We start from the raw sequence: 23,191 nt of genomic DNA, 5'->3' as shown, positions 1-23,191 counted from the left end.
GATGAAGGTATTAACGGAGTTTGACATAAGGAATGAGTTAAAAAAGATGGGCCCGGTGAACAGATTTTTAGTTTCACCGGGAACCATCTTAACCCCAGCGGCCAAGAGTTATCTTAATGAAAATAAGATTGAACTGGTTTTTGGAGAAGTTGACAGCATTAAGGAAAAAAGTCATGATGTAGATCTGAAAGAGGAACAAAAAGCTGAGAAAAGCAGTAAAAAAGAAGGGGACGCTGGTGGTAGTTCGGGAAGATATGAAATTTTAGTAGGAGCTGTAAAAACAAATGAAAAACCTGAGAGTTTTACTCATTTATACGGGAATAAATTGGTCCCTAAGGTACATCCAAGAATTAAATTAAGAGGAAGAATAGATTCATTGGAAGCCTTCATTATTAGGGCTCAGACAATTGCAGAAAAAAATAAGATGAAAAAACTTGTAGAAGATTTAGATGAGGTTTTAAAAGTGGTAAGAAGGCTTATGAGGGCCGAAGTTCTTTCAGAACCAGTAGAGGATTTAAACCTTTTCGGCTTTAAAGAAGATGAAATAAGGAGGATTTCTCAAAATCCCAGAGCATCAATTGGTATAGAACATTTTATGCCTGATTATAAGATGGGTGAATTAATGGCAGAACTTAATTTAATAAGAACCAAAATCAGAGAAACCGAATTGGCTGCGTGCGAAGCTTTCTATGACCCTAATGAAGGTCTTGAAAGAGAGGATATAATAAAAGTTTTAAATAGATTGAGCAGCGCAGTTTATATTATGATGTGTTGGTTGAAGGCTGGCAGGTATAATAAATCGGAGGGATGAAGATGTCCCAGGAAATATTAGTTTCCAAGATAACACAGGAGATAATATCGTATATAAACAGAGTCCCTGTCCCTGTAACGGTTTCAAATAGGCATATACATTTAAGCAAAGAAGCAAAAGAAATATTGTTTGGAGGAAAACCGCTAACTGTGAAAAAGTATTTAGGACAGCCGGGACAATTTGCAGCAGAAGAAGTGGTAAAAATTATAGGTCCAAAGGGTCAATTCGATGCGGTTAGAGTGGTTGGACCTGAAAGAAAAAAGTGTCAGGTAGAGCTTTCAATTTCAGACTGCTATCACTTAGGCATAAATCCTATAGTCAGAGATTCGGGAAAACATGAAGGAACCCCTGGGGTACTAGTCATAGGGCCTAAGGGATTTATAAAGATGGAAGAAGGAGTTATAGTAGCACAAAGGCATATACATATGACACCAGAGGATGCAGAAAAATATGGAGTGAAGGATTTACAATTAGTAAGGATTAGGTTTGATTCTGGTCCAAGACGGGGCATTCTCGGCGACGTGCTAATAAGGGTAGATGAACAATTTGCTTTGGAATGTCATTTAGATGTTGAAGAAGCAAATGCCCTTGGAATAAAAAACAATGATGTTGTTTATATGGAGATAGGAGGAATTTGATTTGAGCTCAATTTTTAGCGATAGAGTCAAAAAAATTTTGCTGGATGCCGAGAAATGTGTGAAAGTGCCGCAAAGTTATTCGGGTGAATTGTTTACTGGAGTGGATTTGGGTACTGCCTATGTTGTTTTGATGGTTGTTGATTCAACAGGTAAACCTGTTGCAGGTGCTTATAAATTTGCTCAGGTTGTCAAAGACGGTGTTGTAGTTGATTTTACAGGAGCCATGCGCATAGTAAAGGAACTCAAGGCAAACATAGAGGAGAGACTAAATACAGAACTTTTGAAAGCCGCAGCTGCTTACCCTCCTGAGACGGGTAAATCGGTAGTAAAATCTCACTTCTATGTTACTGAAGGCGCTGGGTTTGAAGTTTTAAATATGGTGGATGAACCCACTGCGGCAAATTATGTTTTAAATATAAGCGACGGCGCTGTTGTGGATATAGGAGGAGGTACAACTGGAATTGCTGTTGTAAAAAACGGCGAAGTTGTTTACACAGCCGATGAGCCGACTGGCGGCACACATTTTTCATTAGTAATAGCAGGAGCAAAAAAGATAAGTTTTGAAGAGGCTGAAGAATTTAAAAAAGACCCGTTTAACAAGAAAGAGGTTATAGCCCTTGTAAAACCTTGTATACAAAAAGTGGCAGAAATAATAAGAAGACATATAAGGGGTTTCAAAGTAGATGCGGTGTATTTGGTTGGGGGCACCTGCTGTTTAGATGGGATAGAGGATATTATTTCAAAGGAAATAGACCTTCCCGTTTATAAACCTATTAATCCCTTTTATGTAACCCCAGTGGGAATTGCTTTAAGCTGTATAGGGGTGAAAGAATATGGAGATTTTGAAGGAAGAGGAACAAAAATATATTGATGAGATAGTTAAAAAGATTGTTTCTGAAGTATTGAAGAAGGTTTACGAAAAGGAAATATTAGAAAAGGAAGAAAAAGGCAATAAAGAAGAAAAACCAGAGGGTATATTGATTGTATTTACTGGTGGAACAGGTTCACTGGATTCTGTATTAGAGGGACTAAAAAAATTAAGGGAGAAATATAAACTTTTTGCGGTTTTTTCAGAGGCTTCAAAACAAGTATTACCTATAAAAGAGTTTAAAGAAAACATACAGTTTGAAGAAATAGTTCCCCAAAATTTGTATAAAGTTATTAACGAGTCTAAGCTTGTTATTCTTCCAACTTTGACCCAAAATACTGCAGCAAAAATCGCATACGGAATTAGAGATACTATTGCTTCAGAGGCTGCTGCTGTTTCTATAATAGCAGGTAAAAAAATTTTGGCTTGCGAAGACTCTATACCTTGTAATTCAATGCCTGAAGAATATTCTAAATTGATTAAAAGTATACTGCAGACATTAAAGAATTTTGGGATAAGGTTCTGTAGAGCAGAAAATATTTTTGATGAGGTAGAAAATATCAATGGTAGTGATGAGATAGTATGTAAAAAGAAGGAGAAAACAGCAGAAAAAGAAAAGACAGAAATTTCGATGGATTTAAAATTGATTACAGGAGAAACGATACAGAAACTATACAAAGAAGGTATTAGAAAGATTATTTTGCCGAATAAATGTATAATCACCCCTTCTGCTAAGGATATGATAAAGGATTATAAGATTACAATAGAGTGGATGGTGAAGTAAATGTTAATAGCAAAGGTCATAGGAAATGTTTGGGCTACGAGGAAAGAAGAAAACATGAAAGGGCAAAAGCTTTTGGTGGTAAAGCAGGTGGATGAAAATAAAAATCCTGTGGGAAATGCTTTTGTGGCTGTTGATAATATAGGAGCGGGAATTGGTGAATATGTAATAGTAACTACGGGCAGCTCTGCAAGGAAGGTATCTGATGAGATTATTCCCATAGATGCTGCGGTAATAGGCATTGTTGATTCTATGGAAATAGAATAAATAGGTTTGGGGATGATCAAAATTGGAAATGGAATTGACGAAAATTTTAAAAGATAAAGGTGTTGTTGGAGCGGGAGGAGCAGGGTTTCCAACTTATGCAAAATTAAAAAGAGAAGGGATAGATTATTATATAATAAATGGCATCGAATGCGAACCCCTTTTATGGGTAACCAAAGAAATTTTGATGAGATTTCCGGAAAAGGTTGTAAAGGGTCTGAAAGCATTAAAGGAATACACCAATTCAAAAGAAGCCTATATTGGAGTTAAGGGCAAATACAGGGAGATTTTAAAAGGGATAGAAGATGTTATTGTTGCTGACGGCTATAATATAAAAACCTTTTTTGCCGGGGATTTCTATCCTGCTGGTGATGAACAGGTTCTGGTTTATGAGATAACCAATAAGGTAGTCCCCCCGGGCGGTATTCCGCTGATGGTTGGATCTGTAGTGAACAATGTTGAAACGGTTTACAACGTATATAATGCATTATTTGAAGATAAACCTGTTACTGAAAAATTTATTACAATTGCTGGTGATGTAAAAAAGCCTGTGACGGTAAAAGTTCCTATTGGAATAAAAGTAAGCAGTATTTTAGAAAAACTCGAGATTGAATATGAGGATAAGGTTTTGATAGATGGTGGCCCAGTAATGGGTAAAATTATATCACAGGATGATGTGATAACAAAAACCAGCGGAGGAATTTTGGTTTTTGAAAAAAGTCATCCTGGTGTTAGCAAAAAAATTCTTTCGATTGAACAAATTTTAAGAAAAGCACGTACCTGCTGCATCCAGTGCAGATACTGTACTGACCAATGCCCGAGATACCTTTTGGGCCATGATTTAGAACCTCACAAGATTATGATTTCCTTAGCCTTCAACTTGGACGATAGATTTTTAAAAAATGCGCTGATATGTTCGGAATGCGGAGTATGTGAGATATATTCTTGCCCACAGGGTTTATCTCCGAGAAGGGTAAATCAGCACTTAAAGAGTGTTTTTGCAAAAAAAGGCATAAAATACTCTACGGATAAAAAAGAGTTTTTTGCAAGGGAAAACAGAGAATTGAGGAGAATTCCAACATCGAGGCTTAAGGTAAAGCTGGGAATAGAAAAATATGATAAGCATCCGGAATTCATAGATGAAAAATTGAAAGCAGGTGAAGTAAAAATACTTACAAAGCAGCATATTGGAGCAAAAGCGGTACCGGTTATACAAAAAGGAGATAGAGTAAAGGAAAGCGACATTGTAGCAAAAGTAGACGACAATGTTCTGGGGGCTAATATCCACGCCAGCATTACAGGAATCGCAGTAAAAGTTACGGAAGATTTTATCGTAATAAAGGGGGAGGAATAGTAAATGAGCAAGGCAATAGGAATAGTAGAGTCCACCAGTATTGCAAGAGGTATTGAGGCAGCGGACGGAATGGTAAAACAGGCACCCGTAAAATTATTTATAGCAAAAACCATATGCCCCGGGAAATTCTTAATTTTAATTGGAGGAGATGTAGAGGCTGTAAATAGTTCGGTTGAAAGAGGGGAAGGTATTCTTGGAGAATTTAGGGTCGACAGTGTTGTAATACCAAATGTGCATGAAAATGTTCTTTTAGCCCTTGAAGGGACTTCAGAAATAAAGTATTACGATAGGCAATGGGCACTTGGGGTGATAGAGACCTTTAGTGTGACAGCTTGTATTTATGCAGCGGATGCGGCTGTAAAAGCAGGTGGGGTGCAGCTGATAGAAGTGAGGCCTGCGGTTGGATTGGGAGGAAAATCTTTTGTAACAATGATAGGAGATGTCAGCGCTGTAGAATCGGCGGTAAATGCTGGAAGAGATAAAATAAAGGATGAAGGGATGATGCTAAACTTTGCAGTAATCCCATATATTTCTGAGGACGTTTTATGTAAGTTGATTTAATTTATTATTCCGGGGAGGTGATCTCTCGGTGGGTAAAAGTGTTCTGACGAAGAAGGATGTAGAAAAGTGTTTTTACGAAGGAAGCAGGGTATTATTTATTTCCAAAGACACTATAATACTTCCCGGTGCAATGGATTTAATAAAAAGTGCGAGTATTAAAGTGATAAGGCTGGATGATGACTACGAATTAAAAAATTATTTAGAAAAAGTCTGCATAAAAAACGGCATAACAGACGAAAAATTATGTAATAAAATTTTGGAATTAATAAGAAAAAAATTAAGCGAGAAAGGGGGGAAGAACGTTGCAGTTGAAGACTAAACTTTTTGGAAGGACCTATGTGTTTAAAAGTGTAAAAGAGGTTCTTGCAAAGGCAAGTGAAGAGAAGTCGGGAGATATTTTAGCAGGTATCGCTGCAGAAAGCAATGAAGAAAGGATTGCAGCAAAAAGGGTTTTGAGCGAGCTTACCCTTGAAGATTTGAGAAAAAACCCTGTAATCCCCTATGAGGAAGATGAGGTTACAAGGGTAATCGATGATGGTCTTTCGGAGGGAGTGTATAACAAAATAAAAAACATGACAGTTATGGAGTTGAGAGAGTATATATTAAGCCATAAAACAACAGGAGAGGATATTAAAAGGATTTCTCCGGGTTTAACTGCAGAAATGGCTGCTGCAGTAGCTAAGATTATGTCAAATATGGACCTTGTGTATGCTGCAAGCAAAATTAAAATAATTACAACTGCACGCACAACAATTGGATTGCCAGGTACCCTTTCTTTTAGAATACAACCTAATCACCCTAACGATAGTGTTGAAGGGATAATGGCTTCTATCATGGAAGGACTATCTTATGGCTCAGGAGATGCGGTTATTGGTATAAACCCAAATGAAGATACTTTAGAAAATACAATAAAATTGATGAATGTTACTCACGATTTTATAGAAGAATGGGCTATTCCAACTCAAAACTGTGTTTTATCTCATATAACCACACAAATGAAAGCGGTAGAAGCGGGGGCAAAGGTAGACGTATTTTTTCAAAGTATTGCTGGAACAGAAAGATGCAATAGAGAGTTTGGGATTACAGCTAAGCTTTTAGATGAAGCTTTTGAAATGATTAATAAAAAGGGATGCGCAGGTGGACCTAATTTAATGTATTTTGAAACAGGGCAGGGCTCGGAGCTATCCCTTGGGGCTCACCTCGGCGCTGATATGCAGACTTTAGAAGCGAGAACATATGGTTTTGCAAGGAGATATAAGCCTTTTATGGTAAATAACGTTTCTGGTTTTATTGGGCCTGAAACATTATATGATGGAAGGCAGGTTATTAGAGCAAGCCTTGAAGATCATTTTATGGGGAAACTTTTAGGGTTACCGATGGGTATGGCTCCCTGCTATACTAACCACATGAAAGCGGATCAAAACGATCAGGAAAATGCCATAATGCTTTTAGCAATGGCTGGAGCAAACTACTATATGGGGGTACCGGGAAGCGATGACTGTATGTTAAGCTATCAGGATACCAGCTATCATGACGATGCAACTTTAAGAGAATTGTTGGGATTGCGCCCGGCTCCTGAATTTGAAAGATGGTTGGAAGAGATGGGCATAATGAAGGATGGAAAATTGACGGAAATAGCTGGTGATCCCTCAATATTCTTTAAAATAAAACCTTTGGGGAGGAGGTGAGAATATTGATTAACTACGACTCTTCCCTGATAGAAAAAATTGTTAATCAAGTTATCGAAGAATTAAATAAGAAAGAGGAATGTATAAGTAAAAAAGAAGAACTTGAACTAAAGGAAGAAGTAAAGGAATTTTCAGATATAACTGAGTACAGCTTATACGATAAAATCTTCATAAAAAATCCTTTAAATGAAGAAGCTCTAAAGAATCTAAAAAAATCAACACCGGCAAGGATATGCCTTGGACGTAGTGGGCCGAGATACCTTACAATACCGTGGCTCAGGTTTAGAGCAGACCATGCAGCTGCTATGGATTCTGTTTTCAGCGAAGTCTCCGAAGCTTTCTTAGAAAAAATGAACCTTTTTTCCGTTTCAACTGTTGTAAAAAACAAAGATGAATATTTAACAAGGCCGGATTTAGGGAAAATACTTTCCGAGGAAGCAAAAAGGACGATAAAAGAAAATTGTCCAGAAACTCCGAATGTTCAAGTGATAGTAGTGGATGGATTAAGTTCAAAAGCTATAGAGGAGAATGTAGGCGATTTTTTAGCATCCTTTATGGAAGGTATTAAATCGTATGGGTTAACCATTGGGAAGCCCTTTTTCATAAAATATGGGAGAGTTCCGGTTATGAACGATGTAGGAGAAGTATTAAAACCTGATGTTGTAGTAGAGTTAATAGGAGAAAGGCCTGGTTTAGTTACGGCAAAAAGCATGAGTGCTTATTTGTGCTGGAGACCAAGAAAAAATACGGTAGAGTCAGAGAGAAATGTGGTTTCCAATATTCACGATAAAGGACTTGCTCCCATTGAAGCGGGTGCTCATGTAGCCGGAATTGTCAAAAAAATATTTGAACAACAAAAAAGCGGAATAGATTTAATAATATAAATTAACAAAATATAAAAAATTAATAAATAAGAAGGGGGTAATTTCTTATGGCAGAACAAATTGCATTGGGGATGATAGAAACCAAAGGTTTAGTAGGTGCTATTGAGGCTGCCGATGCTATGGTAAAAGCAGCAAATGTATATCTTATCGGGAAAGAACATGTGGGTGGTGGTCTTGTAACGGTTATGGTAAGAGGTGATGTAGGAGCGGTAAAAGCTGCTACTGATGCAGGAGCTGCAGCTGCTCAAAGAGTTGGTGAATTAATTGCCGTTCATGTAATACCAAGACCTCACACAGATGTGGAATATATATTGCCAAAACTTAATAAAGAGGAGTAATAGTTTTAAATAATTTTAAAGGAAGGAGGCAATTATTTTGAGTATCAACCAAATTATCGTTGATATAATGGTTGTTTTTATGGCAATTGGCGCTATAGACAGAATTTTGGGCAATAAATACGGGTTTGGTGAAAAATTTGAAGAAGGTTTTAACGCTATGGGGCCATTGGCACTTGCAATGGTTGGTGTTGTTTCTTTGGCTCCTGTTTTGGCAAAAATTTTAAAACCCGTAATTGTTCCTATTTATTCTGCTTTAGGAGCCGACCCTGCTATGTTTGCAACAACCCTTCTTGCATGCGACATGGGGGGCTATCCTCTCGCTATGCAGCTTGCTCAAACAAAGGAAGCAGGTTTATTTGCTGGTATTATCCTTGGCTCCATGATGGGTCCTACAATAGTTTTTTCGATTCCTGTAGCCTTGGGTATTATTAAAAAAGAGGATCATAAAGCTCTTGCAACAGGTATATTAGCGGGTATGATTACAATACCAATAGGATGTTTTGTGGGTGGCCTTGTGGCAGGGTACCCATTGGGCATGGTATTGAGCAACCTTATTCCAATTATCATCGTTTCACTGTTAATTGCATTAGGACTTTGGAAGATTCCAAATAAAATGATATCGGGTTTCAATGCCTTTGGTAAAGGTGTTGTGATAATGATTACAATAGGCCTTGCTGCGATAATAATTGAAACCCTTACAGGCATAGTTGTAATACCTGGTATGGCTTCAATATGGGATGGTATTCAGATAATAGGTTCTATCGCTATTATGCTTGCAGGAGCGTTTCCAATGGTGCATTTTATAACGAAGGTATTTAAAAAGCCGCTGATGTCTCTTGGTAAAACCCTTGGTATGAATGATATAGCAGCAGCAGGCATGGTTGCTACTCTTGCAAACAATATACCTATGTTTCAGATAATGCAGGATATGGATTATAGAGGAAAGATTCTCAATGTAGCTTTTGCGGTAAGCGCAGCCTTTACCTTTGGTGATCACTTAGGTTTTACTGCAGGTGTTGCAAAGGAAATGATTTTCCCGATGATAGTAGGAAAGCTCGTTGCAGGTGTTACAGCAATAATGGTTGCAAGCTTGTTTGCCCCGCGGGACAAAGCAGTTATATAAATAAATAAAACATAAAGCCCTGTAAATCGGGGCTTTATGTTTTATGAAATAGTAAAATATATGTTAGACAATAATAAAGATAAAATAATTGTTTTAGGTCCGAGCGGGGCTGGAAAATCAACTTTTATAAGTGCATTATTGGGAGAAAGAAAAAATGTTAAAAAAACGCAGATGATTGAGTTTAAGGGAAGGTTTATTGATATTCCGGGGGAATATATTGAAATAAGAAGATTTAATTATATTGTCATTAATACTGCTCTTGAAGCTTGTTTAATTTTTGTGGTTCAAGATTCTACATCAGATAGACCGTCAGTACCGCCAGGTTTCTGTAACATTTTTAATATACCAATTTATGGTATCATCAATAAAATTGATTTGGAGAGCTCTAATATTGAAAGATCAAAAAAATTTCTCATCGACGCAGGTATAGATGAAAAAAATATTTTTTTGGTATCAGCTAAAACAAAAGAAGGTATGTATTGCATAGAAAAATTAATAAAAAATCATAAATTATTAAAGTCCTTTATCTAACCGGCAAAGATGCCGGTGTTTTTTTGATATTTTTTAAAGATAAAAATTGAAGTATAATAGATAAGGATGCCCGCAATTTTTTATATAAAGTGTTATCGGGAGGGACAATGTTTGAAAAAAGCGCAGGAAGGCTTTTTTGCAGAAAAAATGATTAAAACAATAATTCAGTATAAAAAGGAGCTATTAATTGCCGGCTGGCTTACCGCCATTCTCGGAGAAGTATATTTTTATCCCTTCGGAACACCTTTTCGCTTTACCATAGGCGTTGTAGGGATTTCCTTTTTAATTTTATATTTTAAAGATATAGAAGAAATGCTGCTTATTTTATTTGCGGGGGTTACTGTCTTCGTTTTCAGAGTAATTCTCGGAATACTGGTAAAAGGTTTTTCAATTGAAGTAGCCGTTCAGGTGCATTTCCCTGCGATGATGTTTTATTTTGCTTACGGTATAATTTTAAGGTTAATGAAGATAAGAGATTTAATCACCCTGCCCGTCAACTTCGTCGCTGCTATGAGCTTAGCCGATATTACAGGAAATATAGTAGAGCTTATGATAAGAAGGGAGCTCAGCTTAAAATACTTTCAGGAGATATTTACCTTTTTAGTTGGGGTAGGTATTTTAAGGGCTATAATCACTTTTTCCCTTTACTGGCTGCTGGAAAGATATAAAAACATTGCTTTAAAGGAAGAACATGAAAGAAGGTATGCGGAACTTTTGGATCTCTTATCCCAGCTAAAGGCCGAGCTTGTTTATTTAAAGAAATCCACAATGGATTTGGAAAATGCGATGAAGGAAAGCTATGAAATATACAACAAGCTGGGCGGCCAGGTAAGTGGAGAAGAAATTTTCAGGATTAAAAAGAGGGCGTTGAATCTGGCAAAGGAAATTCATGAAATAAAAAAGGATTACCTGAGGATAAGCTCGGGATTTTCTCAGATAATCCCCGACGAAGAAAAAGACGGAATGTCGTTAAATTCACTTTTTGATGTGATTAAAATTAACACCGAAAGATGGATGAAAACTTATGACAAAAAGATTCAGCTGAAATTGCGGTATAATAAAAACTTTATAATAAAAAATTATTTTGTTTTTTTATCAATAATAGGCAATTTAATTTCAAATGCTTTGGATGCCGTAGATAATGAAAGAGGAATTATAAATGTTAGCGTAAATCTTGATGAAAATAATAATAAGATTTTTATAACCGTCAGTGATAATGGATACGGTATAGATAAAAAGGACCTGCCTTTTATTTTTGACCCGGGCTTTTCTACGAAAATGCTGGAAAATGGGGAACTTTCTACGGGGTTGGGACTCACTCATGTAAAAAACTTGGTGGAAGAAATGGAAGGCAAGGTGGAAGTAAAAACGGCAAGACAAAAGGGTACAACCTTTTTTATAGAAATCCCCTATGATGAAAGGTATTTTTCCAGGATTAAAAAGGAGAGTGGATCCTTTGGAGTTTAAGATAATGGTGGTGGACGACGATAAGGCAATTAGGAGGATCTTATCGGGAATTGTGGAGAATTACCGCTTAGGAGAAATTGTGGCGGAAGCGGAAGAGGGGGAAGAAGCCTTCAAAAAAATCCTATCCGTAAAGCCCGACATTGTACTAATAGACCTTTTACTTCCCGGCAAAGATGGGGTGGAAATAGTAAGGGAAGCGAAAGAGAGGGCTTTAAATACCTATTTTATTATGATTTCCCAGGTGGAAACAAAGAGCATGGTGGGCAAGGCTTATGAAAGCGGGATAGAATTTTTCATTAAAAAGCCCATAAATGTAATGGAAACCGTTAAGGTAATATCCAAGGTGGAAGAGCTTATCAAAATGAAAAATACCTTGAATAAGATAAAAGAGACCGTTGCAATAGTGGAAAATAAAAAAGTTGAAGAGGGGAAATGCCCATCGCCTAAAAGAATAGACTACATTTTGGCGGACATAGGGATTCTCGCAGAAACCGGAGCCGAGGATATTAAAATATTACTGGAGAACTACGATTATATTAAGCGAAATAATCTTGGCATGCAGGAGATATATCAGTTTTTAAGCGACTATTACGAAAATACGGGTTCCAAAAAATCCAGCGATATAAAGGCAATTGAAATGAGGATGAGGAGGGCTATTTCCAAAGCCCTGAGCAACCTTGCAATGCAGGGAATGGAAAATTACGACAACGAACAGCTTTTAAGATATGCAAATATTTTATTTGAATATAAAGAGGTTAGAAAGGAAATGGATTTTTTAAAAGGCAGAACTAAGGAAAGAGGGAAAGTAAATGTTAAAAAATTTTTGGAAGGTTTTATGTTGCTATTAAATTAATAAAAATAAAGAAAAAGCCCGAATTTTCCCGGGCAATAATTTTTTATTTAATGTAATTTACCACATCTTTTTTGCGTTCAATGGGGCGTGGCTGTTTAGACGGGTCGGGATAGCCTAAAGCCACGGCGTAAAACGGTTCGTAACCTTCCGGGATGGAAAGTTTTTGAGCCTCCTCTTTTATTTTAAAAAGAAAATTTACAAGTCCTATCCAGCAGGAGCCAATTCCCAAGCTGTGGGCGGCAAGCAGCATGTTTTGAGTAGCAGCGCTGCAGTCCACGAGGGCGGAATAAGCGCTTTTCCTGCCGGATACTATTATAACCGTAGGTGCATTGTGAAATATGTGGGCCTTCTCGTTGCGCCCTATTGCCGATATCCATTCTACCTCCGATTCTGACATCAGCTTTTTTATAACACTGTTAAAGTGGTCCAGTAACTCTTTGTTTTGTATTACCGTAAAATGCCAGGGTTGTTCGTTATGACCGCTGGGGGCATGAATTGCCGCTTCGATAATTGTTTTTAATTCCTCCTCTTTTATCTGTTCCGGCAAAAACCGCCTTATGCTTCTACGGGTTTTTATGACGTTAATAATTTCGTTCAAAAGACCTCCTCCTTTCTTAAAAAACATTTTAATAAATTTTTTTATAAAATAAAAGCGTTGATGATATATAATTTTTACAATGTGAGAAAAAAAGTAGGAGGATAGTTTTTACCTCCTACTTACTTAATTTTCTTTTTATTTGGCTTTTACAGTTTTAACTTTAGAATATTTGCTCCTTTGAATCAGGTATCCAATAACGAGCAGTCCAGCTCCTATAATATCCGTTTTTAATCCCGGAGTAACGAGCAGGATACCTCCTAGGAAGAATATGAGCCTTTCAATAATATTTTGATTGGTAATTAAATAACCAGAAACTGCTGAAGAAACCCCAATTATTCCTATTAAAGACGTAATAATTATCCAGATAATTTCTGCCGGTTGCACGTTAATCAGCAATAGCGCCGGATTGTAGACGAAAATATAGGGCACTAAGAATGCCGCGATAGCAAGCTTCGAAGCATTTAACCCGGTTTTTAATGGATTTGCCTTTGCTATACCCGCACCTGCAAAAGCCGCGAGGGCTACGGGTGGTGTAACGTCAGCAATAATACCGAAGTAGAAAGCAAACATATGGGCGGCAAGTACGGGAACGTTTAGCATTAAAAGCGCGGGAGCTGCAATGGTTGAAGTTATTACATAGTTTGCGGTAGTGGGTACTCCCATTCCGAGAATTAAAGAAGTTATCATGGTAAAGAACAAAGTCAAGAACAATTTGCCGTTTGCTAAATCTACCAAGGATGTGCCAAGTTTCAGACCCAAACCTGTAAGGGTAACCACACCGATGATAATACCCGCACAAGCGGTGGCGGCAATTACGCCAAGAGCGCTTCTTGCACCCTGTTCCAAACCGTTAATAATATCGGTAAGACTGATCCTGGTATTTTTCCTCAGCATGGCCGAAATAATTGAAAGGAATATGGCGTATAAAGCTGCTTTCATCGGTGTAAATCCGGTTACCAAAAGATAAACAATTGCTATAAGGGGAATTATGAGGTGTCCTCTTTCTAATATTATTTCCCTGAATTTGGGCAATTCTTCTTTGCTCAATCCACGAAGACCGAGGCGTTTTGCCTCCAAATGAACGCCCGTCCATACACCGAAGTAGTAAAGAAGCGCCGGTATGGCAGCTGCTCCTATAATCCTGGAATAGGGGATTTTAGTAAACTCTGCCATTAAGAAGGCTGCTGCGCCCATAATAGGCGGCATGAGCTGCCCGCCCGTGGAAGCGGTTGCCTCTACCGCACCGGCAAACTCCGGCTTATAGCCCAGTCTTTTCATCATTGGAATTGTAAAGCTTCCGGTACCTACCACGTTTGCCACCGAGCTTCCCGAAACGGTTCCCATAAGTCCGCTTGAAAGTACTGCAACCTTTGCAGGACCACCCGATGCCCATCCTGCAATTGCGTTGGCCAGGTCTATGAAAAGCTGGCCGAGTCCGGTTTTTTCAAGGTATGCACCGAAGAGTATAAACAGGAAAATGAATGTAGATGAAACGCCTATGGGTATACCGAAAATACCTTCCGTTGTATAGAAAAGATGCTGAACAAGGGTTGGAAGATCCGCTCCCCTGTGAGCAAGCTGTCCGGGAATGTAGGGGCCTATCAATGCGTATACAATAAATAAGCTCGCAATTGTGACTATGGGAATACCAACTACCCTTCTTGCTGCTTCAAGAACGAGCAAAACGCCGATGGCTCCAACAACATAGTCTAAGGTTGTAACCGTTCCCGCTCTTAATACTAACTGCTTGTAAAAAACGGTGATATATAGAGGAACGGCGGCTCCCAGGATGGATAAGATAAAATCTACCGGATGTATCCTGTCTCTTGGCCAATCGCTTTTTGCCGGGTATAAGAGGAAGATCAAGCAGAAGCCAAAGGCTACGTGGATTGAACGCTGAATCATTGCATCGAGAACACCAAAAATTGCGGTGTAAAGCTGAAAAAGGGAAAAAGTGATGGCAATAGCGCTTACTATTTTTGCAGCAAACCCTTTCAAAACTCTGTAATCGGATTCTTTATCAAATTTTCTCAATATCTCCTGACTGTCTACGGCGGCTTCTTCGCGTATTTTTTCCGTCATCTATTAACTCCCTCCTTTTATATTTTTTATGATCCATCGCACTTTTGCGCTTATTATTATTAAATCATTTGGTGATGAAAAGTCGAGAAAATTATACATAATTCCATTGGCAATTATTCCATGTCCCTTCAAAGGAGATACCCGAATGGGAAGGGTATCAAAAAATCTATTCATTTCCATAACAAATTCGCCGTTTTGGTTTTCAAACTTGCCTTCTTCCGCATAGGGAAGCCCTATCCCTAAGGAAAAATACCTGGTCCTTATCAAATGAAGTTTTTTATTATCTTCTACTTTAAAATCCTCATACACCGGGGTTTTTTGAATGGAATGAATGAAAACATGGGTAAATTCGTTGTTTTGCAAGGGAATCTCAATGGTTTTGCCGTTGTCCGCATTGTATACCGTTAAAATCACTTTTTTTTCTACCCTGTAAAAGGAAAAGAAAACTGCGATGACCAGCACCAAAAAAAAGAAAAATATATCAATCCTTTTTTTCATAAATTGAGCATTGGACTACGTCCAATGCTCAATTTGCCCTCCTTTATATTTAAACTGCGATAATTATTTTCCGATCTCTTTGAAGAACTTTTCTGCTCCGGGATGGAGAGGTATTGACATGCCTTCTTTACCGGTTTCCTGCTTGATCTGCTCGCCGGCTTTGTGAGCAGCCTTTAATCTATCAAGGTTAGCATACATGGTCTTTACGAGGTTGTAAGCTGTTTCTTCATCCATCTTGGAACTTACAGCAAGCATAGCCTTTACTGCAACTGTGTTCACATCGTGATCTACACCGCTGTAAGTGTTAGCGGGTATTACAATCTTCGTGTAGTAGGGGTATTTCTCCATCAATTTGGATACCAGAGCATCGTCAAGGGAAATAAGCTCGATCTTCTTGGATGCCGCTATGTCCTGAACCGCAGCTGTCGGGAATCCTGCTGTCAAGAACGCCGCATCGATGTTACCGTCTTTTAAGTTGTTTGCGGCTTCGGCAAAGCTCAAGTATTGTGCACTTATATCGTTGTAGGTGATTCCAGCAGCTTCTAAAATCTGTCTTGCGTTAGCTTCTGCACCGCTTCCTGCCGCACCTACCGCTACTTTTTTACCCTTCAGGTCGGCTACACTCTTGATGTTTTTACCGGCTAAGGTAACTATCTGGACGGTTTCGGGATAAAGGGTTGTAAGACCTTTAATGTCTTCGTATTTATTGTCTTTGAACATTTCAGTACCGTTGGCAGCGTAGTAAGCGATATCGTTTTGTACGAAGATTACGTCAGCTTTTCCATCTTTTAAGAGGTTTACGTTTGCTACCGAAGCACCGGTGCTCTGAGCAGTAGCGTTTACGCCCTTAATGTTTTTATTCCAGATGTCAGCCAGTGCGCCACCGAGGGGGAAGTAAGTTCCCGCAGTACCGCCGGTAGCGATGGTAATGAATTTTTGCCCACCGGCCTGCTGACCGCCGCTTTTACCGGCGCAACCTGCTATTGCAGCCGTTAATAAAAGGGCGATGGTGATAAGGGCTACCGTCTTTTTGAACATAACCAAACCTCCTTGAATTTTTAATAAATTGTAAACTCGTTGAATTTGATATAATTTTATGCCTACTTACAATTTTAAAATTGATGTAACTGAAATTAACAAAAACATAATTTTTCACCACAAAAATTTTGGACATGTATACAGTATATTTTTTATAAAATATTTTCTTTGACTTTTTATTATCTTTTGCCATTTGAACCACATTATGCGTAAAATATATTATTTCTTTTTAATTATTTACTGGTATAATCATAATATAGAAGAGAAAATAAAGAAAAAATGAAGGGGGTCAATAAATTGGCTTTAAAAATATCAAAAATCACTCTGGCTCTGGTAATTATACTGGTGTTAATTTTTATGAACATATGGGGTACCTACAACAGCCTGGTAAAAAGTGAAGAAAATATAAACGCCAAATGGAGCCAGGTGGAAAATCAGCTGCAAAGGAGAGCGGATTTGATACCTAACCTGGTGGAAACTGTAAAGGGTTACGCCTCCCATGAAAAAGAGATTTTTGAACAGGTGACAAAAGCAAGGGAAAAGTTAATCGGGGCCGGGAGCGTAGCTGAAAAAGCTGAGGCGGATGCGGAGCTTTCCGGGGCCTTATCAAGGCTTCTTGCTATAGTGGAAAACTATCCTAATTTGAAAGCGGATGCCAACTTCAGGCAGCTTGCTGATGAGCTGGCAGGGACCGAAAACAGGATCGCGGTTGCCCGCATGGATTACAACAATGCGGTGCAAATATACAATACTAAGATAAGGACTTTTCCCACAAACATATTTGCAAGACTTTTCGGATTTGAAATGAAGGAATATTTTAAGGCTGAAGAAGGAGCAAAAGAAGTCCCCAAGGTCAAATTTTAACCGGTGAAGGGGATAGAAAAATGCTTTATAACAAGAATTATCAGCTAAAACAAATTTTACTAACTGCTTTGTTAGCTATTCTATTCTTATCTGTAACGGGGGTTATTGGATCCGGTGCGGCAAAAGCAGAACCGGTTCCTCAAAAACCGGCTTCAAATATATATATTTTTGATTTTGCAGAACTCATTGATGAAAATTCCGAGGAAGAAATGAGAGAAATTGCCAAAAAAATAGACGATTTAACCGGTGCGGAAATAGTGGTTGTTACGGTAGGAAGCCTTGGCGGTAGAACCATAGAGGATTATTCTTTGGAGCTTTTCCGAAGCTGGGGTATAGGGGATAAGGAAAAAAATAACGGTATTATGATCCTGGTGAATAAGGAAAACCTTCTTTTGAATAAAAAAGGCAGGATAAGGATAGAAGTGGGCTATGGCCTTGAGGGGGCAATAAATGACGGAAAAGCAGGTTTCATATTGGATACCTACGCACTCCCCGCTTTTGAAGAAAAAAATTACTCAAAAGGTATATACGACACCTTTTTTGCGGTGGCTGCCGAAGTGGCGAAGGAATACAATATGGATTTAAATAAAGAAGGGCTTGGGAAATTACTGGATTACGGTTCGAAAGAGGATGAGATAGGAGCGGGAGAAATATTTAAGATAATTATCGTATTTCTCATCATATACTTTTTCTTTATAAGACCCAGAAGATTTTTCCGCAGACCGCCTTTTGGAGGCGGAGGTGGTCCGATAATCAGAGGTCCCTTCGGACCTTTCAGAGGCGGCGGCTTCGGAGGGTTCGGCGGATTCGGAGGATTTTCCGGAGGATCCGGCGGAGGATTTGGAGGTTTCGGCGGAGGCTCCGGAGGCGGCGGTGGCGCCAGCAGGTAATCAGCAAAATAACAAGAAAAAGAAAGAGATTTCAAAGAAAATTGGGGGAAACGTCAAAATTCCCCCGTTTTCTTTAAAAATAGTATCGTAATCGAAATTTATTATATCCAAAAATCATAATATAATAATAAAAGAATCAAATAAATTAATGAAAAAAATTTCAATTTAAAAAAATACCTAATTTTATTATAATTGTTATAATAATTTCGGTTTGGTTTATTTTGCTGAAAAAAGAGAAGTTTTTCACAAATTATAGGAAAGAGGGGAAATTATGAAAAAAAAGGTTTTAATCATCGGCGGAGTAGCTGCAGGCACGAAGACCGCGGCCAAGGCTGTGAGGGAATATCCTGATGTAGAGGTAAAGGTTATCACCGAAGAAGAATATGTCTCCTATGCGGGATGCGGGCTACCCTATTATATCGGCAACGTTATAAAGGAAAAATCCCATTTGACCGTAATGAACCCGGAAAAATTCAAGGAAAGAAAAGTGGAAATTTTGTTAAAGCATAAAGCGGAAAGGATCATTCCCTCGGAAAAAAGGGTGATCGTAAAGGATCTTGCAACCGGAGAAACTAAGGACTTTTTCTACGATAAGCTGGTTATTGCTACCGGTGCAAAACCCATTGTTCCTCCAATACCCGGCGCTGATTTGAAGAATGTATTTAAGTTAAGAAGCATTGACGATGCGGTAGGAATAAGGGAACAGGTGGAAAAACACGGGGTAAAAAAGGCAACGGTAGTCGGCGGAGGCTTTATAGGCCTTGAAGTAGCTGAAAACCTTACCCAGCAGGGAGTAAAGGTAACCCTTGTGGAACTTTTAGATCAGATATTACCCAATTTTGACAGGGAGATTGCCCTTCTTGCCCAGAGCTACCTTGAGAAAAAAGGTATAACAATCTTCACCGGAGAAAAAGCTGTTGCGATAGAAGGAACAGACGGGAAGGTTACCGCTTTGGTAACCGATAAGAGGAAAATCGATACGGAACTCGTGCTTCTCTCCATCGGCGTCCTTCCAAATACAGAGCTTGCAAAAGAAGCCGGCATAGAACTGGGAGTAAAAGGAGCCATTAAAGTAAACGAACACATGGAAACGAACATTCCCGACATCTTTGCGGTAGGCGATTGCGCGGAGAATATAAACCTGATTACAAATTCACCCGCCTGGTATCCCATGGGGTCTACCTCGAATAAAATGGGCAGGGTTGCCGCATTAAACCTTTTCCCGAAGGGTGAAAAGGATTCATTAAAGGGAGTTCTCGGCACCACCGTTGTAAAACTTTTTGAGATGAATGCGGCAAGAACCGGACTTTCCGAAAGGGATGCGAAGGCTCTCGGGTACGATTACATTACCGTTCTCGTTCCGGCAAACGACAGAGCGCACTATTACCCCGGGCATAAGACGATTGTGACAAAACTTATCGTAGATAAGAAAACCCACCGGGTTCTTGGCGGACAGGTGATAGGAGAAGGCGTAGTGGATAAACCCATTGACATCCTGGCCACATTGATAACCCTGAAGGGTACCGTTGAAGACCTGGCGAAAATCGATCTTGCTTATGCACCGCCTTTCTCCATGGCACTGTCTTCTACCATAGTTGCCGCAAACGTAGCAGTAAATAAGCTTACCGGCAGGGTGGAAGGAATTTCTCCAATTTCACTAAAAGAAAAACTCGGCAGTCCTGACCTTCAGATCATCGATGTGAGGACAGAAGCGGAATTCTTGACCGGAGCCATACCCGGAGCAAAAAATATCCCGCTTAACGAGTTAGAAAAGAGGGCAGGCGAAATCAACAGGGATAAAGAGACCATTCTTATTTGCAAGGTGGGCTTAAGGGCATACCTTGCCTACAGGACGTTAAAGCACTTAGGATTTGAAAATATCAAAATACTGGACGGCGGCGTAACCGCTTGGCCTTTTGAGCTGGAATAATTTTAAGGAGGAGATGCAAAAATGAAAGAAATTCACATCGATGCAAAATGCCTGCAGTGCCCGGGTCCAATAGTACAGCTTTTTAATGCTATTAAATCCGCAGAACCCGGGGATGTGGTAGTGGTGGAAGCGACGGACAAGGGATTTTACAGCGACGTGCAGGCCTGGTGCAAAAAGACCAAAAACGAACTTTTAAGCCTTGAGGACAAGGGCGATGTAATAGTAGCCAAAGTAAAAAAGGTGTAGGAGGTAGCTATGGCTAAAAAGACGATTATAGTCTTTTCCGGGGACTTAGATAAAGCCATGGCAGCCTTTATCATAGCCAATGGTGCCGCTGCCATGGGGGATGAGGTGACGATGTTCTTTACCTTTTGGGGTTTGAACATTTTGAGAAAACCGGAGGGAGCAAAAGTTAAAAAAGGTTTTCTCGAAAATATGTTCGGCAAAATGATGCCCCGGGGTGCCGAAAGGCTGGGCCTTTCCAAGATGAATTTCGGGGGCCTGGGAGCAAAAATGATGAAATACATCATGAAAAAGAAGAACGTGAATACCCTAACGGAACTTATAGAAAATGCTAAAGCGCTCGGCGTAAGGTTAATTGCCTGCACCATGTCCATGGATGTAATGGGTATAAAAAAGGAAGAACTTGTAGACGGCATTGATTTTGCGGGAGTTGCCACTTACCTTGCCGAGGCGGATGAAGCAAATCTAAACCTGTTCATATAAAAGGGCGAAAAAGTCGCCCTTTTTTCTTTTTTAAAAAAACTTATGTTATAATGTAAATACTGAAAGATACTTTTAAGGGGTGGTGAAAGGTGAAGATTTACGTAGAAAGAATAGGCGAAATGGAATTTGAAAATCCCGTTACCCTTCTGGAAATTTACGAAAAACATAAAGAAAAATTTCCCTATCCCGTTACCGCTGCTTCGGTAGGCAATGTCCTCTGCGAGTTAAACTACATGGTGAAGGAAGATACAAGGGTAAGGTTTATTGATATGACTGAAGATACGGGTATGAAGATTTATGTAAGAAGCCTTACCCTGCTTTTTATCAAAGCCTGTCATGATGTTCTTTCAGACTGCAGGGTTCATATAGAGCACTCCCTCGGTGATGCGCTGTACACCGAAGTTTACTGGAAGTCACCCATCGGGCAGGACGAGGTAGAAATGATCGAAAAAAGAATGAAAGAGATGGTAGAGAAAAATCTTCCTATTAGGAGACTTAGCGTTCCGATAGAAGAGGCCCTCTTGTATTTCAAAAAACAGGGATGCGAGGATAAGGTAAGGGTATTAAAATATCTGAAAAAAGACCACATACACCTTTATGAATTGGACGGTTTTAAGGACTTTTTCTATGGGTACATGGTGCCTTACACCGGTTTTCTTAAATGGTTTAAGCTAAAATTCTACCTTCCCGGGATCGTCCTTCAGTTTCCATCTATCGAAAAACCCGTGGAAGTGGCGCCCTTCAAAGAACAGCCAAAACTTTCGCGAATCTTCAGGGAGGCTGAAAAGTGGGCTCATATCCTCGAAATTGCCGATGCGGGGGCTTTAAACGATTACATATCAAAGGGCATGGCGGGGGAAATAATAAGAATAGCGGAAGCCCTTCATGAAAAAAAGATAGCCCAGATAGCCGATATGATCGCCGAAAATAAAGAAAGGCTCAGGGTTATCCTGATAGCGGGGCCTTCCTCTTCGGGTAAAACCACCTTTGCCCAGAGGCTGATGGTGCAGCTTCGGGTAAACGGGTTAAAACCCATTTCTATTTCCCTCGACAATTATTTTGTAGATAGAGACAAGACACCACTTGGCGAGGATGGGAAACCGGATTTTGAAGCATTGGAAGCCATTGACATTAAACTTTTTAACCATCACCTTGCCGCCCTCATTCAGGGGAAGGAAGTTTACCTTCCAAAGTACAATTTTATAAAAGGCACCCGGGAATTTCCTTCAATACCTACTAAAATTGAAAAAGACCAACCCATAGTAATCGAGGGTATTCACGGACTAAACGAGAAACTGACCGCTCTAATACCCAAAGAAAACAAATTTAAAATATATGTGAGCGCCCTGACGCAGATTTCCATAGATAACCACAACCGAATTTCCACAACCGATACCCGGCTAATAAGGCGAATAGTCAGGGACAGCCGGTGCCGGGGTGCCGATGCCAAAAAGACCATCGCCATGTGGCCTTCTGTGCAAAGGGGTGCGCAAAGGCACATTTTTGCCTTTCAGGAGGAGGCCGATGTGATGTTTAATTCGGCGCTAATTTACGAACTGGCGGTATTGAAAAGATACGCGGAACCTTTATTAAGAGAGATAACAAAGGATGACCCGGAATATAACGTTGCCTCTTATCTTATAAAGTTCTTAGACTACTTTTTACCCATTGAAGACGAGAAAGATATTCCCCTTACGTCTATACTCAGGGAGTTCATCGGAAACAGCTGCTTTTTGGTCGAATAAAAAACTTGTTTAAATAACAGGGTATATGCTATAATGAAATTACAGAAAATTTTACAAAAACCAACATAATCTCCCAGAAAGGGTGAAGTTTATGAGAATTTCCGTAAGCGGAATCAGTAATTTTGAGGTTACTCCTGCCTTGAGGGACTATGCGGAAAAAAAGATCGGGAGGCTTTCAAGGCACTTCAATTACCTGAACAACGACAGTATAGAGGCTAAGGTCAAAATGCATGTGGAAAACGGAAGGCACATTGTGGAGGTAACCCTTTCCACAGGGGATTTACTTTTAAGGGGAGAAGAGGAAAACAAAGACATGTATGCGGCTATTGACCTTGTAGCCGATAAATTGGATAAACAAATTGAAAAATACAAGACAAAGCTGGTAAGGTCGTTAAGAAAAAATATCCCGAGAGAAGCTACCGTCCTTGAGGATCTAAACAGGGATATGGAAAAAGAGGAAGAAGAAAAATTCAGGGTAGTAAAAATAAAAAGATTTCCGGTAAAGCCTATGAGCGTTGATGAGGCTATCCTGCAGATGGACCTTTTAGGACACAACTTTTTCGTATTTAACAATGCTGAAACGGAAGAAATAAACGTGGTTTACAGAAGAAAAGATGGCAATTACGGTTTGATAGCCCCGGAGTATTAACCCTCCGGGG

At 39.3% G+C, this 23,191-nt stretch carries 26 protein-coding genes; 22 read left to right on the top strand and 4 right to left on the bottom strand.

All coding sequences use genetic code 11. From position 1 onward, the window contains the following. The first annotated feature begins 1 nt into the window (after position 1). The 15 genes from ATZ99_RS10945 (at position 2) to ATZ99_RS10875 (ending at position 12,161) form a co-directional block, all read left to right on the top strand. Positions 2 to 811 (top strand): hypothetical protein, encoded by an 810-nt coding sequence (locus ATZ99_RS10945; protein WP_068749271.1) that lies wholly within the window; start codon positions 2 to 4, stop codon positions 809 to 811. A gap of 2 nt (positions 812 to 813) precedes the next feature. After that, entirely contained in the window at positions 814 to 1,449 is a 636-nt protein-coding gene (locus ATZ99_RS10940; RefSeq protein WP_068749270.1) for a phosphate propanoyltransferase, read from the top strand. A gap of 1 nt (position 1,450) precedes the next feature. Continuing rightward, positions 1,451 to 2,320 carry an ethanolamine utilization protein EutJ gene (gene eutJ, locus ATZ99_RS10935; protein ID WP_068749269.1) on the top strand — a complete coding sequence of 290 codons (870 nt, stop codon included), beginning with the start codon at positions 1,451 to 1,453 and terminating at the stop codon, positions 2,318 to 2,320. Beyond that, a complete protein-coding gene (locus ATZ99_RS10930) occupies positions 2,283 to 3,101 on the top strand; it encodes a flavoprotein (protein ID WP_068749268.1) in 819 nt (272 codons plus the stop codon). The genes eutJ and ATZ99_RS10930 overlap by 38 nt, the downstream gene beginning before the upstream one ends. Beyond that, positions 3,102 to 3,365, top strand: a complete 264-nt coding sequence (locus ATZ99_RS10925) for a EutN/CcmL family microcompartment protein (protein ID WP_068749267.1) — start codon at positions 3,102 to 3,104, stop codon at positions 3,363 to 3,365. A gap of 28 nt (positions 3,366 to 3,393) precedes the next feature. Further along, positions 3,394 to 4,716: a 4Fe-4S dicluster domain-containing protein gene (locus ATZ99_RS10920; RefSeq protein WP_245641388.1), complete on the top strand. Its 1,323-nt coding sequence runs from the start codon at positions 3,394 to 3,396 to the stop codon at positions 4,714 to 4,716. A gap of 3 nt (positions 4,717 to 4,719) precedes the next feature. Continuing rightward, the gene (locus ATZ99_RS10915) at positions 4,720 to 5,277 is read left to right on the top strand and encodes a BMC domain-containing protein (RefSeq protein WP_068749265.1); all 558 of its coding nucleotides are present in this window, start codon (positions 4,720 to 4,722) and stop codon (positions 5,275 to 5,277) included. 28 nt (positions 5,278 to 5,305) lie between these two features. Then, on the top strand, positions 5,306 to 5,596 hold the full coding sequence (locus tag ATZ99_RS10910) for a hypothetical protein (RefSeq protein WP_068749264.1): 291 nt from the start codon (positions 5,306 to 5,308) through the stop codon (positions 5,594 to 5,596). Then, positions 5,580 to 6,965 carry an ethanolamine ammonia-lyase subunit EutB gene (locus ATZ99_RS10905; RefSeq protein ID WP_068749263.1) on the top strand — a complete coding sequence of 462 codons (1,386 nt, stop codon included), beginning with the start codon at positions 5,580 to 5,582 and terminating at the stop codon, positions 6,963 to 6,965. The genes ATZ99_RS10910 and ATZ99_RS10905 overlap by 17 nt, the downstream gene beginning before the upstream one ends. Positions 6,966 to 6,970: 5 nt before the next feature. After that, on the top strand, positions 6,971 to 7,849 hold the full coding sequence (eutC, locus tag ATZ99_RS10900) for an ethanolamine ammonia-lyase subunit EutC (protein WP_068749262.1): 879 nt from the start codon (positions 6,971 to 6,973) through the stop codon (positions 7,847 to 7,849). A gap of 47 nt (positions 7,850 to 7,896) precedes the next feature. Continuing rightward, positions 7,897 to 8,187: an ethanolamine utilization microcompartment protein EutM gene (gene eutM, locus ATZ99_RS10895; protein ID WP_068749261.1), complete on the top strand. Its 291-nt coding sequence runs from the start codon at positions 7,897 to 7,899 to the stop codon at positions 8,185 to 8,187. Positions 8,188 to 8,224: 37 nt separating this feature from the next. Beyond that, a complete protein-coding gene (eutH, locus tag ATZ99_RS10890) occupies positions 8,225 to 9,310 on the top strand; it encodes an ethanolamine utilization protein EutH (RefSeq protein WP_068749260.1) in 1,086 nt (361 codons plus the stop codon). Positions 9,311 to 9,346: 36 nt separating this feature from the next. Continuing rightward, positions 9,347 to 9,841 carry a EutP/PduV family microcompartment system protein gene (locus tag ATZ99_RS10885; protein ID WP_222927117.1) on the top strand — a complete coding sequence of 165 codons (495 nt, stop codon included), beginning with the start codon at positions 9,347 to 9,349 and terminating at the stop codon, positions 9,839 to 9,841. A 111-nt stretch (positions 9,842 to 9,952) separates the two neighbouring features. After that, on the top strand, positions 9,953 to 11,308 hold the full coding sequence (locus tag ATZ99_RS10880) for a sensor histidine kinase (RefSeq protein ID WP_245641387.1): 1,356 nt from the start codon (positions 9,953 to 9,955) through the stop codon (positions 11,306 to 11,308). Beyond that, positions 11,298 to 12,161, top strand: coding sequence for a response regulator (locus ATZ99_RS10875; RefSeq protein ID WP_068749259.1), 864 nt, complete (start codon positions 11,298 to 11,300; stop codon positions 12,159 to 12,161). The genes ATZ99_RS10880 and ATZ99_RS10875 overlap by 11 nt, the downstream gene beginning before the upstream one ends. Positions 12,162 to 12,204: 43 nt before the next feature. Here the strand turns inward: ATZ99_RS10875 and ATZ99_RS10870 are convergent, their stop codons facing one another. The 4 genes from ATZ99_RS10870 to ATZ99_RS10855 form a co-directional block, all read right to left on the bottom strand. Beyond that, positions 12,205 to 12,759 (bottom strand): nitroreductase family protein, encoded by a 555-nt coding sequence (locus tag ATZ99_RS10870; RefSeq protein ID WP_068749258.1) that lies wholly within the window; start codon positions 12,757 to 12,759, stop codon positions 12,205 to 12,207. Between the two features lie 135 nt (positions 12,760 to 12,894). Beyond that, entirely contained in the window at positions 12,895 to 14,841 is a 1,947-nt protein-coding gene (locus ATZ99_RS10865; protein ID WP_068749257.1) for a TRAP transporter permease, read from the bottom strand. 3 nt (positions 14,842 to 14,844) lie between these two features. Continuing rightward, complete coding sequence (locus tag ATZ99_RS10860) at positions 14,845 to 15,339, bottom strand: DUF1850 domain-containing protein (protein ID WP_068749256.1); 495 nt, start codon at positions 15,337 to 15,339, stop codon at positions 14,845 to 14,847. Positions 15,340 to 15,402: 63 nt separating this feature from the next. Next, positions 15,403 to 16,377, bottom strand: a complete 975-nt coding sequence (locus ATZ99_RS10855) for a TAXI family TRAP transporter solute-binding subunit (RefSeq protein ID WP_068749255.1) — start codon at positions 16,375 to 16,377, stop codon at positions 15,403 to 15,405. A gap of 279 nt (positions 16,378 to 16,656) precedes the next feature. On the opposite strand from ATZ99_RS10855, the gene ATZ99_RS10850 reads away from it, so the two are divergent. The 7 genes from ATZ99_RS10850 (at position 16,657) to hpf (ending at position 23,181) form a co-directional block, all read left to right on the top strand. Next, positions 16,657 to 17,241 (top strand): LemA family protein, encoded by a 585-nt coding sequence (locus tag ATZ99_RS10850; protein ID WP_068749254.1) that lies wholly within the window; start codon positions 16,657 to 16,659, stop codon positions 17,239 to 17,241. 20 nt (positions 17,242 to 17,261) lie between these two features. Then, a complete protein-coding gene (locus tag ATZ99_RS10845; RefSeq protein ID WP_068749253.1) occupies positions 17,262 to 18,131 on the top strand; it encodes a TPM domain-containing protein in 870 nt (289 codons plus the stop codon). Positions 18,132 to 18,402: 271 nt separating this feature from the next. After that, positions 18,403 to 20,061 (top strand): FAD-dependent oxidoreductase, encoded by a 1,659-nt coding sequence (locus ATZ99_RS10840; RefSeq protein ID WP_068749252.1) that lies wholly within the window; start codon positions 18,403 to 18,405, stop codon positions 20,059 to 20,061. Between the two features lie 21 nt (positions 20,062 to 20,082). Beyond that, positions 20,083 to 20,307 (top strand): sulfurtransferase TusA family protein, encoded by a 225-nt coding sequence (locus ATZ99_RS10835; RefSeq protein ID WP_068749251.1) that lies wholly within the window; start codon positions 20,083 to 20,085, stop codon positions 20,305 to 20,307. A gap of 9 nt (positions 20,308 to 20,316) precedes the next feature. Continuing rightward, the gene (locus ATZ99_RS10830; protein ID WP_068749250.1) at positions 20,317 to 20,787 is read left to right on the top strand and encodes a DsrE/DsrF/DrsH-like family protein; all 471 of its coding nucleotides are present in this window, start codon (positions 20,317 to 20,319) and stop codon (positions 20,785 to 20,787) included. A 119-nt stretch (positions 20,788 to 20,906) separates the two neighbouring features. Further along, positions 20,907 to 22,532: a uridine kinase family protein gene (locus ATZ99_RS10825; protein WP_068749283.1), complete on the top strand. Its 1,626-nt coding sequence runs from the start codon at positions 20,907 to 20,909 to the stop codon at positions 22,530 to 22,532. A gap of 91 nt (positions 22,533 to 22,623) precedes the next feature. Further along, positions 22,624 to 23,181, top strand: a complete 558-nt coding sequence (gene hpf / locus ATZ99_RS10820; RefSeq protein ID WP_068749249.1) for a ribosome hibernation-promoting factor, HPF/YfiA family — start codon at positions 22,624 to 22,626, stop codon at positions 23,179 to 23,181. Positions 23,182 to 23,191 lie beyond the last annotated feature (10 nt).

Source organism: Thermovenabulum gondwanense, from assembly GCF_001601575.1.
Classification (GTDB): Bacteria; Bacillota; Thermosediminibacteria; order Thermosediminibacterales; family Thermosediminibacteraceae; genus Thermovenabulum; species Thermovenabulum gondwanense.
The sequence above is the reverse complement of the archived record's forward strand: the minus strand, read 5'-3'. Positions and strand labels throughout refer to the sequence as shown.

What these genes read in the sequence shown, in the direction of transcription:
- ATZ99_RS10945 (WP_068749271.1), top strand. Translation starts at nt 2, where the DNA reads ATGAAGGTATTAACGGAGTTTGACATAAGGAATGAGTTAAAAAAGATG.
- ATZ99_RS10940 (WP_068749270.1), top strand. Translation starts at nt 814, where the DNA reads ATGTCCCAGGAAATATTAGTTTCCAAGATAACACAGGAGATAATATCG.
- ATZ99_RS10930 (WP_068749268.1), top strand. Translation starts at nt 2,283, where the DNA reads ATGGAGATTTTGAAGGAAGAGGAACAAAAATATATTGATGAGATAGTT.
- ATZ99_RS10925 (WP_068749267.1), top strand. Translation starts at nt 3,102, where the DNA reads ATGTTAATAGCAAAGGTCATAGGAAATGTTTGGGCTACGAGGAAAGAA.
- ATZ99_RS10920 (WP_245641388.1), top strand. Translation starts at nt 3,394, where the DNA reads ATGGAATTGACGAAAATTTTAAAAGATAAAGGTGTTGTTGGAGCGGGA.
- ATZ99_RS10915 (WP_068749265.1), top strand. Translation starts at nt 4,720, where the DNA reads ATGAGCAAGGCAATAGGAATAGTAGAGTCCACCAGTATTGCAAGAGGT.
- eutM (WP_068749261.1), top strand. Translation starts at nt 7,897, where the DNA reads ATGGCAGAACAAATTGCATTGGGGATGATAGAAACCAAAGGTTTAGTA.
- ATZ99_RS10885 (WP_222927117.1), top strand. Translation starts at nt 9,347, where the DNA reads ATGTTTTATGAAATAGTAAAATATATGTTAGACAATAATAAAGATAAA.
- ATZ99_RS10865 (WP_068749257.1), bottom strand. Translation starts at nt 14,841, where the DNA reads ATGACGGAAAAAATACGCGAAGAAGCCGCCGTAGACAGTCAGGAGATA.
- ATZ99_RS10860 (WP_068749256.1), bottom strand. Translation starts at nt 15,339, where the DNA reads ATGAAAAAAAGGATTGATATATTTTTCTTTTTTTTGGTGCTGGTCATC.
- ATZ99_RS10855 (WP_068749255.1), bottom strand. Translation starts at nt 16,377, where the DNA reads ATGTTCAAAAAGACGGTAGCCCTTATCACCATCGCCCTTTTATTAACG.
- ATZ99_RS10850 (WP_068749254.1), top strand. Translation starts at nt 16,657, where the DNA reads ATGAAGGGGGTCAATAAATTGGCTTTAAAAATATCAAAAATCACTCTG.
- ATZ99_RS10845 (WP_068749253.1), top strand. Translation starts at nt 17,262, where the DNA reads ATGCTTTATAACAAGAATTATCAGCTAAAACAAATTTTACTAACTGCT.
- ATZ99_RS10840 (WP_068749252.1), top strand. Translation starts at nt 18,403, where the DNA reads ATGAAAAAAAAGGTTTTAATCATCGGCGGAGTAGCTGCAGGCACGAAG.
- ATZ99_RS10835 (WP_068749251.1), top strand. Translation starts at nt 20,083, where the DNA reads ATGAAAGAAATTCACATCGATGCAAAATGCCTGCAGTGCCCGGGTCCA.
- ATZ99_RS10830 (WP_068749250.1), top strand. Translation starts at nt 20,317, where the DNA reads ATGGCTAAAAAGACGATTATAGTCTTTTCCGGGGACTTAGATAAAGCC.
- ATZ99_RS10825 (WP_068749283.1), top strand. Translation starts at nt 20,907, where the DNA reads ATGGAATTTGAAAATCCCGTTACCCTTCTGGAAATTTACGAAAAACAT.
- hpf (WP_068749249.1), top strand. Translation starts at nt 22,624, where the DNA reads ATGAGAATTTCCGTAAGCGGAATCAGTAATTTTGAGGTTACTCCTGCC.